Annotated in this window: 9 protein-coding genes; 8 read left to right on the top strand and 1 reads right to left on the bottom strand. The window is 70.9% G+C overall.

Going from position 1 to position 15295, the window contains the following annotated elements; all coding sequences use genetic code 11:
- The 7 genes from LCE31_RS24285 to LCE31_RS24255 form a co-directional block, all read left to right on the top strand.
- A partial coding sequence (locus LCE31_RS24285; RefSeq protein WP_225017606.1) for a CARDB domain-containing protein occupies positions 1 to 3338 on the top strand: 3338 nt, incomplete at its 5' end.
- Positions 3339 to 3553: 215 nt separating this feature from the next.
- A complete protein-coding gene (locus LCE31_RS24280) occupies positions 3554 to 4564 on the top strand; it encodes a LacI family DNA-binding transcriptional regulator (RefSeq protein ID WP_225017604.1) in 1011 nt (336 codons plus the stop codon).
- Between the two features lie 465 nt (positions 4565 to 5029).
- A complete protein-coding gene (locus tag LCE31_RS24275) occupies positions 5030 to 6397 on the top strand; it encodes an ABC transporter substrate-binding protein (RefSeq protein WP_225017602.1) in 1368 nt (455 codons plus the stop codon).
- Positions 6398 to 6403: 6 nt separating this feature from the next.
- Complete coding sequence (locus LCE31_RS24270) at positions 6404 to 7366, top strand: carbohydrate ABC transporter permease (protein WP_225017599.1); 963 nt, start codon at positions 6404 to 6406, stop codon at positions 7364 to 7366.
- A gap of 16 nt (positions 7367 to 7382) precedes the next feature.
- Positions 7383 to 8342 carry a carbohydrate ABC transporter permease gene (locus LCE31_RS24265; RefSeq protein WP_225017597.1) on the top strand — a complete coding sequence of 320 codons (960 nt, stop codon included), beginning with the start codon at positions 7383 to 7385 and terminating at the stop codon, positions 8340 to 8342.
- A gap of 589 nt (positions 8343 to 8931) precedes the next feature.
- The gene (locus LCE31_RS24260; RefSeq protein WP_225017595.1) at positions 8932 to 10542 is read left to right on the top strand and encodes a glycoside hydrolase family 13 protein; all 1611 of its coding nucleotides are present in this window, start codon (positions 8932 to 8934) and stop codon (positions 10540 to 10542) included.
- 184 nt (positions 10543 to 10726) lie between these two features.
- Positions 10727 to 12511: a glycosyl hydrolase family 28-related protein gene (locus LCE31_RS24255; RefSeq protein ID WP_308042301.1), complete on the top strand. Its 1785-nt coding sequence runs from the start codon at positions 10727 to 10729 to the stop codon at positions 12509 to 12511.
- Between the two features lie 51 nt (positions 12512 to 12562).
- Here LCE31_RS24255 and LCE31_RS24250 read toward each other — a convergent pair whose 3' ends face one another.
- Positions 12563 to 13873 carry a citrate synthase gene (locus LCE31_RS24250; protein WP_225017593.1) on the bottom strand — a complete coding sequence of 437 codons (1311 nt, stop codon included), beginning with the start codon at positions 13871 to 13873 and terminating at the stop codon, positions 12563 to 12565.
- Between the two features lie 108 nt (positions 13874 to 13981).
- On the opposite strand from LCE31_RS24250, the gene LCE31_RS24245 reads away from it, so the two are divergent.
- On the top strand, positions 13982 to 15145 hold the full coding sequence (locus tag LCE31_RS24245; protein ID WP_225017591.1) for a citrate synthase: 1164 nt from the start codon (positions 13982 to 13984) through the stop codon (positions 15143 to 15145).
- The last annotated feature ends 150 nt before the right edge of the window (positions 15146 to 15295 follow it).

The following is a 15295-nucleotide window of genomic DNA, read 5'->3' as shown; positions in this document are numbered from 1 at the left end:
CCGCCCCCACCGGCCTCACCCTCAGCCAGCCTTCCACCGGGCAGATCCAGCTCGCCTGGAAGCCCTCCACCGACGACACCGGTGTCACCGGCTACGACATCTACCGCAACAACCAGCTGGTCAGCAGCGTCGCGGGCAATGTCACCTCGTTCACCGAGAGCCAGCCCACCAGCGCCACCCTCACCTACTTCGTCCGGGCGAGGGACGCGGCGGGCAACGTCTCGGGCAACAGCAACACCGTGACCCGTACCGGCGACACGGGCGACACCCAGGCACCCACCGCGCCCACCGGCCTCGCCTACACAGAGCCCGCGAACGGCCAGGTCAAGCTCACCTGGACCGCCTCCACGGACAACACGGGCGTGACCGGCTACGACGTCTACCGCGGTGACACACTGCTCGGCAGCGTCGCGGGCAACGTCACCACGTACACCGACACGAACGCCGGCAGCGGTACCGTCACATACTTCGTGCGGGCGAAGGACGCGGCGGGCAACGTGTCGGGCAACAGCAACAGTGTGACCCGCAACGGCTCGACCACCGCGGCGTCCAACCTCGCCGTCGGCAAGCCGATCACCGCCTCGTCGTCCACCTTCACCTTCGTCGCGACGAACGCCAACGACAACAGCACCAGCACGTACTGGGAGGGAGCCGGCGGCAGTTACCCCAACACCCTCACGGTGCGGCTGGGCGCCAACGCCGACACGCAGAGCGTCGTCGTCAAACTCAACCCCGACGCCTCCTGGGGCGCGCGCACCCAGAACATCCAGGTGCTCGGCCGCGAGCAGAACGCCACCGCGTTCACCAGCCTGGTGGCCGCCAAGGACTACGCGTTCAACCCGTCGAGCGGCAACACGGTGACCATCCCGGTCTCCGCGCGCGTCGCCGACGTGCAGCTCAAGTTCGCCTCCAACACGGGCGCCCCCGGCGGCCAGGCCGCGGAGTTCCAGGTGCTCGGCACCCCGGCGCCCAACCCCGACCTCCAGGTCACCGCGGTGTCCGCGTCGCCCGCCGCGCCGGTCGAGTCGGACCCGGTCACCCTGTCGGCGACCGTGAAGAACGCGGGAGCGCTCGCCGCCCCCGCGAGCACCGTCCGGTTCGACCTGGGCGGCTCCAAGGTGGGCACGGCCAACGTCGGCGCGCTCGCCGCGGGCGCGCAGACCACGGTCACGGCGGACATCGGCGCGCAGAACGCCGGGACCTACCAGCTCAGCGCCGTCGCCGACCCGGACAACAAGGTCATCGAGTCCAACGAGACCAACAACACCTTCACCTCCTCGTCGAACCTCGTGGTCAAGCCGGTCGCCAGCTCGGACCTCGTGGCGACGAGTGTCGCCACCTCCCCGTCCGCACCGTCGGCGGGTGACACCGTCTCCTTCTCGGTCGCGGTGAAGAACCAGGGCACTCTCGCCGCCGCGTCCGGTTCGCACGCGGTGACACTGACGCTCCTGAACGGCTCGGGCGCCACGGTCAAGACCCTCACCGGCTCCTTCAGCGGCGCCCTCGCACCGGGCGCGACCTCCTCCCCGGTGGCCCTCGGCACCTGGACCGCGGCGGATGGCTCGTACACCGAGAAGACCGTCATCGCGAACGACGCCAACGAACTCCCGGTGAAGCAGGGCAACAACACCTCCACCCAGTCCTTCTTCGTGGGCCGCGGCGCCGACATGCCCTACGACACCTACGAGGCGGAGGACGGGGTCCTCGGCGGCGGCGCCCAGGTCGTCGGCCCGAACCGGACCATCGGCGACCTCGCGGGCGAGGCGTCGGGCCGTAAGGCCGTCACCCTCAACAGCACGGGGAACTACGTCGAGTTCACCACCCGGGCGGCCACCAACTCGCTCGTGACGCGGTTCTCGATCCCGGACTCCGCGGGCGGCGGCGGCACCGACGCCTCCCTCGACATCTATGTCAACGGGAAGCTGCTGAAGCCCATCGACCTCAACTCCAAGTACGCCTGGCTGTACGGCGCGGAGACAGGACCGGGCAACTCGCCCGGCTCCGGCGCACCCCGCCACATCTACGACGAGGCGAACGTCCTGCTCGGCACGACCGTTCCCGCGGGCAGCACGATCCGTCTGCAGAAGGACGCGGCCAACACCTCCACGTACGCGATCGACTTCGTGGACCTGGAACAGGTCGCACAGGTCGCGAACCCCGACCCGGCCGCCTATGTGACACCGGCCGGATTCGCGCAGCAGGACGTGCAGAACGCGCTCGACAAGGTCCGGATGGACACCACGGGCAAGCTCGTCGGCGTCTACCTGCCGGCCGGCGACTACCAGACCTCCAGCAAGTTCCAGGTCTACGGCAAGCCGGTCAAGGTGGTGGGCGCGGGCCCCTGGTTCACCCGGTTCTTCGCACCGTCGACGCAGGAGAACACCGACATCGGCTGGCGGGTGGAGACGGCGGCGAACGGGTCCACGTTCTCCGGCTTCGCGGCCTTCGGCAACTACACCTCCCGCATCGACGGCCCCGGCAAGGAGTTCGACCTCACGGACGTCTCCGACATCACCGTGGACGACGTCTGGATCGAGCACATGGTGTGCGCGATCTGGGGCACGCACGTCTCGGGCCTCAAGGCCACGGACATGCGCATCAGGGACACCTTCGCCGACGGCATCAACCTCACCAACGGCAGCCAGAACAACCTGGTGAGCAACGACGAGGCACGCAGCACGGGCGACGACAGCTTCGCGCTGTTCGCCGCCGAGGACCACAACTCCGCAGCCCTGACCGGCAACACGTTCCAGAACCTCACGGCGAAGCTGCCGTGGCGTGCGGCCGGCCTCGCCGTCTACGGCGGCCAGGGCAACACCCTCCAGAACATCACCGTCGCCGACACACTGACCTACTCGGGTCTCACCCTCAGTTCGCTCGACTTCGGATACCCGTTCCCGGGGTTCGGGTCCACCCCGCAGACCGTGGTCAAGGGGATCTCGCTGGCCCGTGACGGCGGGCACTTCTGGGGTGCGCAGGTGTTCGGCGCGGTGTGGGTGTACTCCGCCACCGACCCGTTCCAGGGCATCCGCGTGAGCGATCTGGACATCACCGACCCCACCTACGGCGGGATCATGTTCCAGACCGACTACGTGGGCGGCCAGGCGCTCTTCCCGATCCAGGACACGGTCTTCACCGACGTGTCGATCAGCGGGGCGAAGAAGAGCGGCGACCAGTTCGACGCCAAGTCCGGCTGGGCCCTGTGGGCGAACGAGCTGCCGGAGGCGGGCCAGGGGCCCGCGGTCGGCGAGGTCACGTTCAACGGCCTGAAGCTCAGTGACAACGATCAGGACGTACGGAACACGACCAGCACCATGAAGATCAACATCAACCCCTGAGGAACCGGCGCCACGAGGTGCGGGGCCGGTGTGCCACGGCACGCCGGCCCCGCAGCCGCACCACATCCCCGGCGGCCGTCCCGAGGGTGCCCCGGCGGGTGCCCCGGGGACGCTGTGAGAGCGATGCCGGCCGGATCATCCGGCCGGCATCCGCTTGTCGAAGCGTTTACACCGGCGAGAAAGAAGCTTGCATGCCTTGCGATAGTCTTGCAGGCATGACGCGACGACTTGCTCAGGTGGCCAAGAAGGTTGGAGTCAGCGAGGCCACGGTCAGCCGGGTCCTCAACGGCAAGCCAGGGGTCTCCGAAGCCACCCGGCAGTCCGTGCTGACCGCGCTCGACGTCCTGGGCTACGAGCGCCCCACCCAGCTGCGCGGCGAGCGGGCGCGGCTCGTCGGTCTGGTCCTCCCCGAGCTCCAGAACCCGATCTTCCCCGCCTTCGCCGAGGTGATCGGCGGGGCGCTCGCACAGCAGGGGCTCACGCCGGTGCTGTGCACCCAGACCAAGGGCGGCGTCTCCGAGGCGGATTACGTGGAACTCCTGCTCCAGCAGCAGGTTTCCGGCGTGGTCTTCGCCGGCGGCCTGTTCGCGCAGGCCGACGCGCCGCACGACCACTACCGGCTGCTGGCCGAGCGCAAGATCCCGGTCGTGCTGATCAACGCCCCCATAGAGAACCTCGACTTCCCGTGCATCTCCTGCGACGACGCGGTCGCGGTGGAGCAGGCCTGGCGCCATCTCGCCTCGCTCGGCCACGAGCGCATCGGGCTCGTGCTCGGCCCCGAGGACCATGTGCCCTCCCGCCGCAAACTCCAGGCCGCGCGGGCCACCGCGCGGGCGACCGGCGCCGAACTGCCCGACGAGTACGTCGAGCGCACGATGTTCTCGCTCGAGGGCGGCCAGGCGGCGACGTCGCGGCTGCTGGACCGCGGGGTGACCGCGTACATCTGCGCCAGCGACCCGATGGCGCTCGGCGCCGTGCGGGCGGCCCGCAGGCGCGGACTCGCGGTGCCGGACGAGGTGTCCGTCGTCGGCTTCGACGACAGCGCGTTCATGAACTGCATGGAGCCGCCGCTGACCACGGTGCGCCAGCCCATCGAGTCGATGGGCCGGGCGGCCGTCGAGATGCTCTCCGCGCAGATCCAGGGCGGCGCCGTGCCGCCGGGAGAGCTGCTGTTCGAGCCCGAGCTCGTGGTCCGCAGCTCCACGGCGCAGGCGCCCAGGGGCTGACCCCGGGCCGTGGGCGCCCGCCTCCCCGCGGGACTCCGGCCCCGGCACGTCTTTGCGGCCCGCGTCCCGACTGCCTCCTCGCGCCTTCCCGCGGCGACGCGCCCGTACGCCCCGCCGCTCCCGCGTCCGCCGTGGGGCTCCGCCGCGCGTTCCGCGACGCGTTCCGCCTGCCGCCGCGCGCTCCTCTCCGCTCTCCGGCCGCAACGGCCGCTCCCCGCGCGGGCCGCAACGACCGCAATCGCTTGCGGCGGAAAGCGGAACCAGGGACACCGGAGGCGCGCCTGAACGCCCGTGCGTGCGACGGCTCTTGGCGTGTCCGCGACCCCGGCATGCAGATCGCTGTCAGGTATTTGCAAAATAGGAGCGACATATTGCGGACATCCGTAGTTAGTGGTTGAGTGAGCGCCGCCACACAGCGAGCAGCTGTGCGGGTTCCCACGCTCCTGCCCTAGAGGGGTCCCACCGATGAGAAGTCCCGGGTTCCGCCGTACCTGCACCACCGCCATAGCCGCAGTGATGGCCCTCACCGCCGTGGCCGCCTGCTCCAGCAGCAAGGGAAATGGCGCGACGACCGCGGACGGCAAGACGGCGCTCACCATCAACTGCATGCCGCCCACGTCCAACAAGGTCGACCGCACGAGCTTCCAGAACGACATCAAGACGTTCACGAAGCAGAACCCGAAGATCGACCTCACCGCGCACGACACCTTCCCGTGCGAGGACCCGAAGACCTTCGACGCCAAGCTCGCCGGCGGGCAGATGGAGAACGTCTTCTACACGTACTTCACGGACGTCAAGCACGTGGTGGGCATCAACCAGGCCGCGGACATCACGAGTTACGTGAAGGACATGCCCGGCTGGAACGAGATCGACCCGAAGCTGCGGGCGATGTACACGGTCGACGGCAAGGTGTACGGGGTCCCGAGGACGAACTACACGATGGGCCTGCTCTACAACCCGACGCTGTTCAAGAAGGCCGGCCTCGACCCGGACAAGCCGCCGGCCACGTGGGAAGAGGTACGGGCCGACGCGAAGAAGATCGCGGCACTCGGCGGCGGCACGGTGGGCTACGCCGACTACAGCGCGCAGAACCAGGGCGGCTGGCACTTCGTCGCCGAGCTGTACTCGCAGGGCGGCCAGGCCGTCGACGCGTCCGGCAAGAAGGCGACCGTGGACACCCCGCAGGGCAAGGCGGTGCTCCAGAACCTGCACGACATGCGCTGGAACGACAACTCGATGGGCTCCAAGCAGCTGCTCATCCTCAACGACGTGCAGCAGATGATGGGCACGGGCAAGCTCGGCATGTACATCTCCGCGCCGGACAACGTCCCGACCATCGCGAAGCAGTACGGCGGCGACTACCAGGACATGGCGCTCGCCCCGATGCCCGGCGGCAAGGCCACACTGGCCGGCGGCGACGGCTACATGTTCAACAAGAACGACACCCCGGCGCAGATCAAGGCGGGCCTGAAGTTCCTCGGCCTGGAGACCAACACCCCGGGCAAGGGCCTGAGCAACTGGCAGTACCTCGCCCAGCAGAAGTCCCCCGTGGGCCTTCCCGAACCGCGCCTGTGGACGCAGGGCGGCAGCTACGACCAGAAGAACCTGGCGCTGAAGAAGCAGTACGCGAACATCCCCGTCGCCAACTACCAGGCGTTCGCGGACGGCAACCCGAAGCTGACCCCGATGATCGAGCCGCCCAACGCACAGCAGATCTACTCCGTCCTCGACTCGACGGTCTCCGCGGTCCTCACCAACAAGAACGCGGACATCGACTCCCTCCTCAAGGACGCGCAGACCAAGATCGACTCCGTGCTGGCCCAGCAGAGCTGACATCCCATGAAGACCGCCCAGGCTCCCGACCGGTCCGCCGCGGTGCACCCCCTCGCCGAGGGGGCGCACCCGGCGCGCCGTCCCGGGACCCCCCACAGGCCCCTCCGCCGCAAGCTGACCGACCAGGCGCGCGCCTACGCGTTCCTCCTCGGCGGCCTGATCTGCTTCGCGCTGTTCTCCTGGTACCCGGCGATCCGCGCCGTGATCATCTCGTTCCAGAAGTACATCCCCGGGTCGTCCCCGCAGTGGGTCGGCACCAGGAACTTCACCCAGGTCTTCCAGGACCCGGAGTTCGCGGCGGCCTGGCGCAACACCTTCTACTTCACACTGATCGCGCTGCTGATCGGCTTCCTCGTCCCGTTCGTCACGGCGCTCGTGCTGAACGAGATGCGCCACGCGAAGTCGTTCTTCCGCGTCGTGGTGTACCTGCCGGTGATGATCCCGCCGGTGGTCAGCGCCCTGCTGTGGAAGTGGTTCTACGATCCGGGCGCCGGCCTCGCCAACGAGGCGCTGCGCTTCCTGCACCTGCCGACCTCGAACTGGACGAACGGCACCTCCACCGCCCTCGTCTCCATCGTCCTCGTCTCGACCTGGGCCAACATGGGCGGCACCGTCCTCATCTACCTCGCCGCCCTCCAGGGCATCCCGGGCGAGCTGTACGAGGCGGCCGAGCTGGACGGCGCGAACATCCTCCAGCGCGTGCGGCACGTGACCATCCCGCAGACCCGCTTCATCATGCTGATGTTGATGCTGCTCCAGATCATCGCGACGATGCAGGTCTTCACCGAGCCGTATGTGATCACCGGCGGCGGGCCCCAGGACTCGACCGTCAGCGTGCTGTACCTGATCTACAAGTACGCCTTCCAGTACAACAACTTCGGCGGGGCGTGCGCCCTCAGTGTCATGCTGCTCGTGCTGCTCGGCATCTTCTCCGCCCTCTACCTGCGGCTCACCCGCACCGACGACTGAGAGGAGCCGCGCCGCCATGACCACCACCGTCGCGCCGCCGCCGCGGCAGGCACCGCCGACGTCTCTGCGCAAGCCGGGCCGGCGCAAGGACCAGGCGCAGGGCGTCCGTACGCTGGTCTCCCCGCTGGCACTCGCGAGCCGGAAGGGCAAGACGGTCTACTGGATCGTCTTCGGGGCCATCCTGTTCCTGTTCGCCCTGGCCTTCCTGTTCCCCGTGTACTGGATGATCACCGGCGCGCTGAAGTCGCCGGACGAGCTCAACCGCAACCCGCCCACCCTCGCGCCGCAGAAGTGGCACTTCGACAACTACAGCCAGGCCTGGAACCTGATGCAGCTGCCCGACCACCTCTGGAACACGGTGATACAGGCGGCCGGTGCCTGGGTCCTCCAGCTGGTCTTCTGCACGGCCGCCGCGTACGCGCTGTCCAAGCTGAAGCCCGCTTTCGGCAAGGTCATCCTGGGCGCCATCCTCGCCACACTGATGGTGCCGGCCCAGGCGCTCGTCATCCCCAAGTACCTGACGGTCGCCGACCTGCCGTTCCTCCACACCAGCCTGCTCAACAACCCCGCGGGCATCTGGCTGCCGGCCGTGGCGAACGCCTTCAACCTCTATCTGCTGAAGCGGTTCTTCGACCAGATACCGCGCGACGTGCTGGAGGCCGCGGAGATCGACGGCGCGGGCAAACTGCGCCAGCTCTGGTCCATCCTGCTGCCGATGTCCCGGCCCGTCCTCGGCGTTGTGTCGATCTTCGCGCTCGTCGCCGTCTGGCAGGACTTCCTGTGGCCGCTGATGGTGTTCTCCGCCGCCCCCGACAACCAGCCCATCAGCGTAGCGCTCGTCCAACTCTCGCAGGACGTACCGCAGTCGGACCTCATCGGCGCGATGGTCATCGCGAGCGTGCCGATGGTCGTCATGTTCCTGGTCTTCCAGCGCCACATCATCGCCGGCATCAGCGCGGGCAGCACGAAGGGGTAACCACGCGCCGCCGGGGGCGGCTTCCGTACGGGCGTCCCGCGCCACGACACCGCGGAGGGGGGCCTGTTCCCGGCCACCAGGCAGGCCCCGCCACCGCCCCCCCGCGACGCCGGGCAGCACATCCGCGGGAACCCGGAACCCCGGACCCCGAACCCCGAACCGGTCACCGGCAGGAAGGACCGGCACCGGCGGCTCCGCCACGCCCTCCCCGTCGCCTCCTTCCTCCTTCTCCTCCTTCTCCTCCTTCACCCGCCTCGCCGGCACCGCTTCACCCCTCGATCCGCCGACTCCTCGACCCCTTCACCTTCCGATCCGAAGGCCGCGCACCGTGAGACAGCTCCGCCCTGCCTCAGAACCGCAGGACACCCCCGATCACCGTGATGGAACGCCCGCCGCCGGAGGCAGCGGCTCCGCGTCACCGCCCCACGGGCCGAGCCGGCTTTCCGGCCCGGCCGTACGACCTGCGCACCGCCGCCACCCGACGACGTCCCCGCTGCGGGACGGCGGTGCGCAGCCGGCGAACCACCCCCGCCTCGTCACGGACGGCACCGCCGTGAGGGCCCCCGCACCCGCCCGAAAGGAACACCCCATGAAAGGCAGCCCTCTGGAGCCCGCCGACCCGAACTGGTGGCGAAGCGCCGCGATCTACCAGGTCTACGTGCGGAGCTTCGCCGACGGTGACGGCGACGGCACCGGCGACCTCGCCGGCGTCCGCGCCAGGCTGCCGTACCTGGTCGACCTGGGCATCGACGCCCTCTGGTTCACGCCCTGGTATCTGTCGCCCCTGGCCGACGGAGGGTACGACGTCGCCGACTACCGCACCATCGACCCTCAGTTCGGCACGCTGGCCGAGGCCGAGAAGCTGATCGGCGAGGCGCGCGAGCTGGGCATCCGTACGATCATCGACATCGTGCCCAACCACGTCTCCGACCAGCACCCCTGGTTCAAGGCGGCCGTCGCGGCCGGGTCCGGCAGCCCCGAACGCGAGCTGTTCCACTTCAGGAAGGGCCGCGGCGAGAGCGGCGAGATCCCGCCCAACGACTGGGTCGGCGAGTTCGGCGGCACCCCCTGGACCCGGCTGGCCGACGGCGAGTGGTACCTCCACCTCTTCACGCCCCAGCAGCCCGACCTCAACTGGGACCATCCGGCCGTCCGCAAGGAGCACGAGGACGTCCTGCGGTTCTGGTTCGACCGGGGCGTCGCGGGCGTACGGATCGACTCCGCGGTGCTGCCCGCCAAGGACCCGGCGCTGCCGGACTTCACGCCCGGCACCGACCCGCACCCCTTCGTGGACCGCGACGACCTGCACGACATCTACCGCTCCTGGCGGGCCGTCGCCGACACGTACGGCGGCGTCTTCGTCGGGGAGGTCTGGCTGCCCGACACCGAGCGGTTCGTGCGCTACCTGCGCCCCGACGAACTGCACACCGCCTTCAACCTCAGCTTCCTCGCCTGCCCCTGGGACGCCGAGAAGCTGCGCACCTCCGTGGACGAGACGCTCGCGGAGCACGCCCCGGTCGGCGCGCCCGCCACCTGGGTGCTGTGCAACCACGACGTGACCCGCACGGTCACCCGGTACGGACGGGCCGAGGACACCGGCTTCGCCTTCGAGCGCAAGCGCTTCGGCGTCCCCACCGACCTGGCGCTCGGCACCCGCAGGGCACGTGCCGCCGCGCTGCTCACGCTCGCCCTGCCCGGCTCCGTCTACCTCTACCAGGGCGAGGAACTCGGCCTGCCCGAGGCGGAGATCCCGCGCGAGAGCATCGAGGACCCGATGCACGCCCGGTCCGGCGGCGTCGACCCGGGCCGCGACGGCTGCCGGGTGCCGCTGCCCTGGGTGGCCGGCGCGCCGTACGCGGGGTTCGGCTCGACGACCCCGCCCTGGCTGCCGCAGCCCGACTCCTGGAGCACCTACGCCGCCGACGCGCAGGCCGCGGACCCGGACTCGATGCTCTCCCTCTACCGGTCGGCGCTCGCGCTGCGCCGCACCCGGGCGGGCTTCCGGGAAGCGGGCCTGACCTGGCTCGACGCGGCCCCCGGCGTGCTGGCCTTCGAGCGGCCCCAGGGGCTGCGCTGCGTGGTCAACCTGTCGGCGGCGCCCGTCGAACTGCCCGCGCACACGCGGGTCCTGCTCGCGAGCGGTCCGCTCACGGACGACGGGCTGCTGCCTGGCGACACGGCGGTGTGGCTGAGCGCCTGACCACCGCGCGGACACGCGCCGCCCGAGGTCCACCACCCCCACCAACTCCCGCTGCCCGGGCCCGGTTCCACCTCCTGACAAGGTGCGGCCGGCCGGGGCGGCGGGCCGGAGCGCAAGCAGCTCCGGGCCGGAGGCGAAAAGCGCCTCCGCGACCTCTCCCCCCACGGAAGGTACGGATTCCCCCATGCACGTGACATCCGGAAACAACAGGAGCGCTGCCCACGTCAGGAACAGGGCCACAGCGGCGGCGACCGCGGTGGCGATCGCCGCGACCGGCCTGATCCTCGTCGCCCCCACGGCGACGGCCGCCACCCCCGCGACGGCAGCCGCCGTCCCCACCGCGGCGGCCGCCGGCGCCGACCTGCCCTTCACCTCGGTCGAGGCGGAGAACGCCACCACGGACGGCACCGCCATCGGCCCCGACTACACGCAGGGCACCGTCGCCTCCGAGGCCTCGGGGCGCCGGGCCGTCCAACTGGCCGCGGGCCAGAGCGTCGAGTTCACCCTGCCGGGCGCGGCGAACGCGGTCAACGTCTCCTACAACGTGCCCGACGGGCAGACCGGGAGCCTCGCCGTCTACGCGAACGGCCAGGACACCGGCAAGAAGATCGCGCTCACATCGAAGTACTCGTACATCGACACCGGCAACATCGTCGGCTCGAAGACCCACCACTTCTTCGACGACAGCAGGGCGCTGCTCGGCCGCGACCTGGCCGCGGGCGACAAGGTCAAGCTGGTCGCGAGCTCCACCGTCACCGTGGACGTGGCCGACTTCGAGCAGGTCGCGCCCGCCGCGGACGCGCCCGCGGGCGCCGTGTCCGTCACCGACCACGGCGCCGACCCCACCGGGCAGGCCGACTCCACTCAGGCCTTCACAGCGGCGATCAACGCGGCCAAGGGCGGCACGGTGTGGATACCGCCGGGCGACTACCAGGTGAGCGGCCCGCTGCCGGTCGACGACGTGACCCTGCTGGGCGCGGGCAACTGGTACTCGGTGGTGCACAGTTCGCACTTCATCGACCAGGGTTCCGCCCCCACGGGCCGGGTCGGGCTGAAGAACTTCGCCGTCATCGGCGAGGTCACGGAACGCAACGACGCCAGCCCCGACAACTTCGTCAACGGCTCGCTGGGCCCGGACTCCACGGTGTCCGGCATGTGGGTCCAGCACGAGAAGGTCGGCCTCTGGCTCACCGGAGACAACGACAACCTCGTCGTCAAGGACAACCGCATCCTCGACACGACGGCGGACGGCGTCAACCTCAACGGGAACGCGCACAACGTGCAGGTGACCAACAACTTCCTGCGCAACCAGGGGGACGACTCGCTCGCGATGTGGTCGCTCAACGCCCCCGACACCGGCAGCACGTTCAGCGGGAACACCATCTCCCAGCCGAACCTCGCCAACGGCATCGCCATCTACGGCGGCACCGACATCGGGGTCGAGGACAACCTGATCCAGGACACCAACGCGCTCGGCAGCGGCATCGCGATCTCCAACCAGAAGTTCGCCGATCCCTTCTTCCCGCTGTCGGGCACCATCACCGTCTCCGGCAACACACTCGTACGCACGGGAGCCGTCAACCCCAACTGGGGCCACCCGATGGGGGCCTTGCGGGTCGACGCGTACGACAGCGACATCGATGCCACGGTGAACATCACCGACACCACGTTCACCGACAGCCCGTACAGCGCCTTCGAGTTCGTCTCGGGCGGCGGCACCGGCAAGCAGGTCAGGAACGTGACCGTCGACGGCGCCACCGTCGACGGCGCGGGCACGGTCGTCGTCCAGGCCGAGACACCCGGGGCGGCCACCGTGAGCGACGTCAAGGCGACCGGTGTCGGCGACTCCGGAATCTACAACTGCCCCTTCCCGCAGGGCAGCGGCACCTTCACCCTCACCCAGGGCACCGGCAACTCCGGCTGGGACACGGTCTGGAACGACTGCTCCGCCTGGCCCCAGCCCAAGTAGCGGGCGACTTCGCGGACACGACCCACGGCCCGTCCGCCCGGGAGCGCCGCCTCACGGCAGCGGCCTGGGCGGGCGCGGCCCGTCGTACCGCCCCCTCGGACGCAACCTGAGCGGGCGCTCCTCGTACTCCTCCAGCGCGTGCGCGATCCACCCCGCGGTCCTGGCCACCGCGAACACCGTCTCGCCCGCCTCCGGCCGCATCCCGCTCGCCACCGTCAGCGCGGCCAGGGCCAGGTCCACATTGGCGTGCGGCCCTCCACGGCGCGCCATGGTCGCCGCCACCTCCCGCGCCGCCGCCACCGCGTCCGCCGCGTCCGGCATCCCGTCGAGCGCGGCGAACAGCGCGGTGGCGCGCGGGTCCTGACGCGGATACAACCGGTGGCCGAGCCCCGGCACCCCGCGCCCGGCCCGGAGGTGGTCCGAGACCACCGCCGCCGCGCTGCCCCGCTCAAGCACCTCCGCCAGCATCCGGTGGGCGAGTCCGCCGGCCGCGCCGTGCAGGGGGCCGTCCACCGCACCGAGGCCCGCAGAGACCGCCGCGTACGGATGCGCGCGCGCCGAGGCCGCGACCCGTACGGCCAGGGTGGAGGCCGCCAGGTCGTGGTCGATCAGCAGCGAGAGCGCCATGTCCAGCGCGCGCACCGCGGGGGCGGCCGGGGGCCGTGGCGTCAGCCGGCTCCACAGCCGGGCGGCGATGCGGTCGTCGGGCCCCGTCTCCGTCCCGGCCTCCACGGCGACGCGACGGTCGGGCCCGGCCCCCGCGGCCGGGGGCAGCGCGTCCACCAGCGTCGGGATCAGCGCGCGCGCCGCCTGGAGCACGGCCTCGCGCGAGAGGTCGAAGCGGAGCGGGTCGGCCACCCCCGCTGCGATCGCCGCGACCCGCAGCCGGTCCGTGCTGCCGCTGTGCGGGGGCAGCGCGCCGACCGCGCGCCGCGCCGCGGCCAGCGACTCGGCGGGCGCCGCGAACCGCAGGCCCGCGCGGCGCGTACCCGTCCAGAGCCAGTCCGCGACCTCCTCGTACGGGTGGCTCCGCGCCAGCTCGACCGCGTCCACGCCCCGGAACCAGTACCGGTCCTCCTCGATCAGGGTGATGCCCGTACTGATCCGCTGCATGGCGTCGCCGCCTGCCTGGGCCTGGCCGCGCGCCCTGCGCGCCACCGCCTCGACCTCCCCGGCGTCGAACGTGCTGCCCCGGCCGGCCGGATCGCGCCTGCTGGTGAGCTGGCCGCGGCTGACGTACGCGTAGACCGTCTCGGGCTTCACCCCGAGCCGCTCCGCGGCCTCGCGCGTGGTCAGCCGGGGACCCTCGGCCGCCGGGCCGTCGCCCGGGGCCCCGGGCGCGGCCCCCGTCGTGTCGGTCATGGAGCCACCGTACACAGAGTCCATATATTGATTCGATCAATTGAAATCAATATTGACACTGATTTCTCAACCATGGACAGTCGTATCAAGCCGAGGAGGAGAGAGACCATGCCGGAGACCGGGCCGCAGCAGGCCGCAGTCGACGTACCGAGGGGCCTTGCGGGCGTCGTTGTCACCGAGACCGCGATCGGGGACGTGCGCGGGCGGGAAGGCTTCTACCACTACCGCGAGTACTCCGCGATCGACCTGGCACGGAGCCGCGGTTTCGAGGACGTCTGGCACCTGATGTTCCACGGGACCCTGCCGGACGCGGAGCAGTCCGCCGCCTTCGCCGCCCGCGTCGCCGCGCTGCGCCACCTGCCGGACGAGGTCGCCGGGGCCCTGCCGCTGATCGCCCGCGCGTCCTCCGCCGCAGGACCGCTCGCGGGCCTGCGCACCGCGCTCTCCCTGTACGGCTCCGCCACCGGCCTGCGCCCGCTCTACGACACCGACCCCGAGCGCCGCGCGGAGGACGCGCTCGCCGCCTGCGCGGTCGTGCCGACCATCCTGACCGCGCTGCACCGCATCGGCCTCGGCCAGGAGCCCCTCGCGCCGCGCGACGACCTCGGGCACGCGGCCAACTACCTGTACACGCTGACGGGTCGTGAACCGGCACCTGACCACGCGCGAGCGATCGAGCAGTACCTGGTGGCGACGGTCGACCACGGCTTCAACCCGTCGACCTTCGCCGCGCGGGTGATCGCCTCCACCGGAGCCGACCTCGCGGCCTGCCTGGTCGGCGGCGTCGGCGCCTTCTCCGGGCCGCTCCACGGCGGCGCTCCGGCCCGCGCCCTCGACACCCTGGACGCGATCGGCACCGTCGACCGGATCGACCCCTGGATCAGGGAGCGCGTCCTCGCGGGCGAGAGGATCATGGGCTTCGGGCACGCGGTCTACCGCACCGAGGACCCGCGCTCCCGCATGCTGCGCGGCCTGGCACAGGGGTTCGGCGGGCCGCTCGTCGACTTCGCCGTCCAGGTGGAGCAGCGGGTCGAGGCGATCCTCGCAGAGCTCAAACCGGGCCGCGAACTCCATACGAACGTGGAGTTCTACGCGGGCGTCGTGATGGAGCAGTGCGGCCTGCCGCGGGCCATGTTCACACCGACGTTCGCCGTGGCCAGGGTGGTCGGCTGGAGCGCCAACATCCTTGAGCAGGCGACCGATTCGAAGATCATCAGGCCCGGCGCGCGCTATGTGGGCCCCCCGCCTCCGCAGCCGGTCCCCGCCGTGTGACGGCGCGGTGTGCGCCGGGCCCCCCTCGTACGCCCGCGCGAAGAGCCCGGGCCCGGGGCGCCCGGCGCGCGGTGACGGCTGGGGAGCCCGGCTACGATCGGGGCCCGTGACCACGACGCCGCCCCCGCACGAGCCCGACCCCCTCTCCGC

Origin of the sequence: Streptomyces sp. 8L, assembly GCF_020176795.1 — a bacterium.
GTDB lineage: Bacteria > Actinomycetota > Actinomycetes > Streptomycetales > Streptomycetaceae > Streptomyces.
The sequence above is the reverse complement of the archived record's forward strand: the minus strand, read 5'-3'. Positions and strand labels throughout refer to the sequence as shown.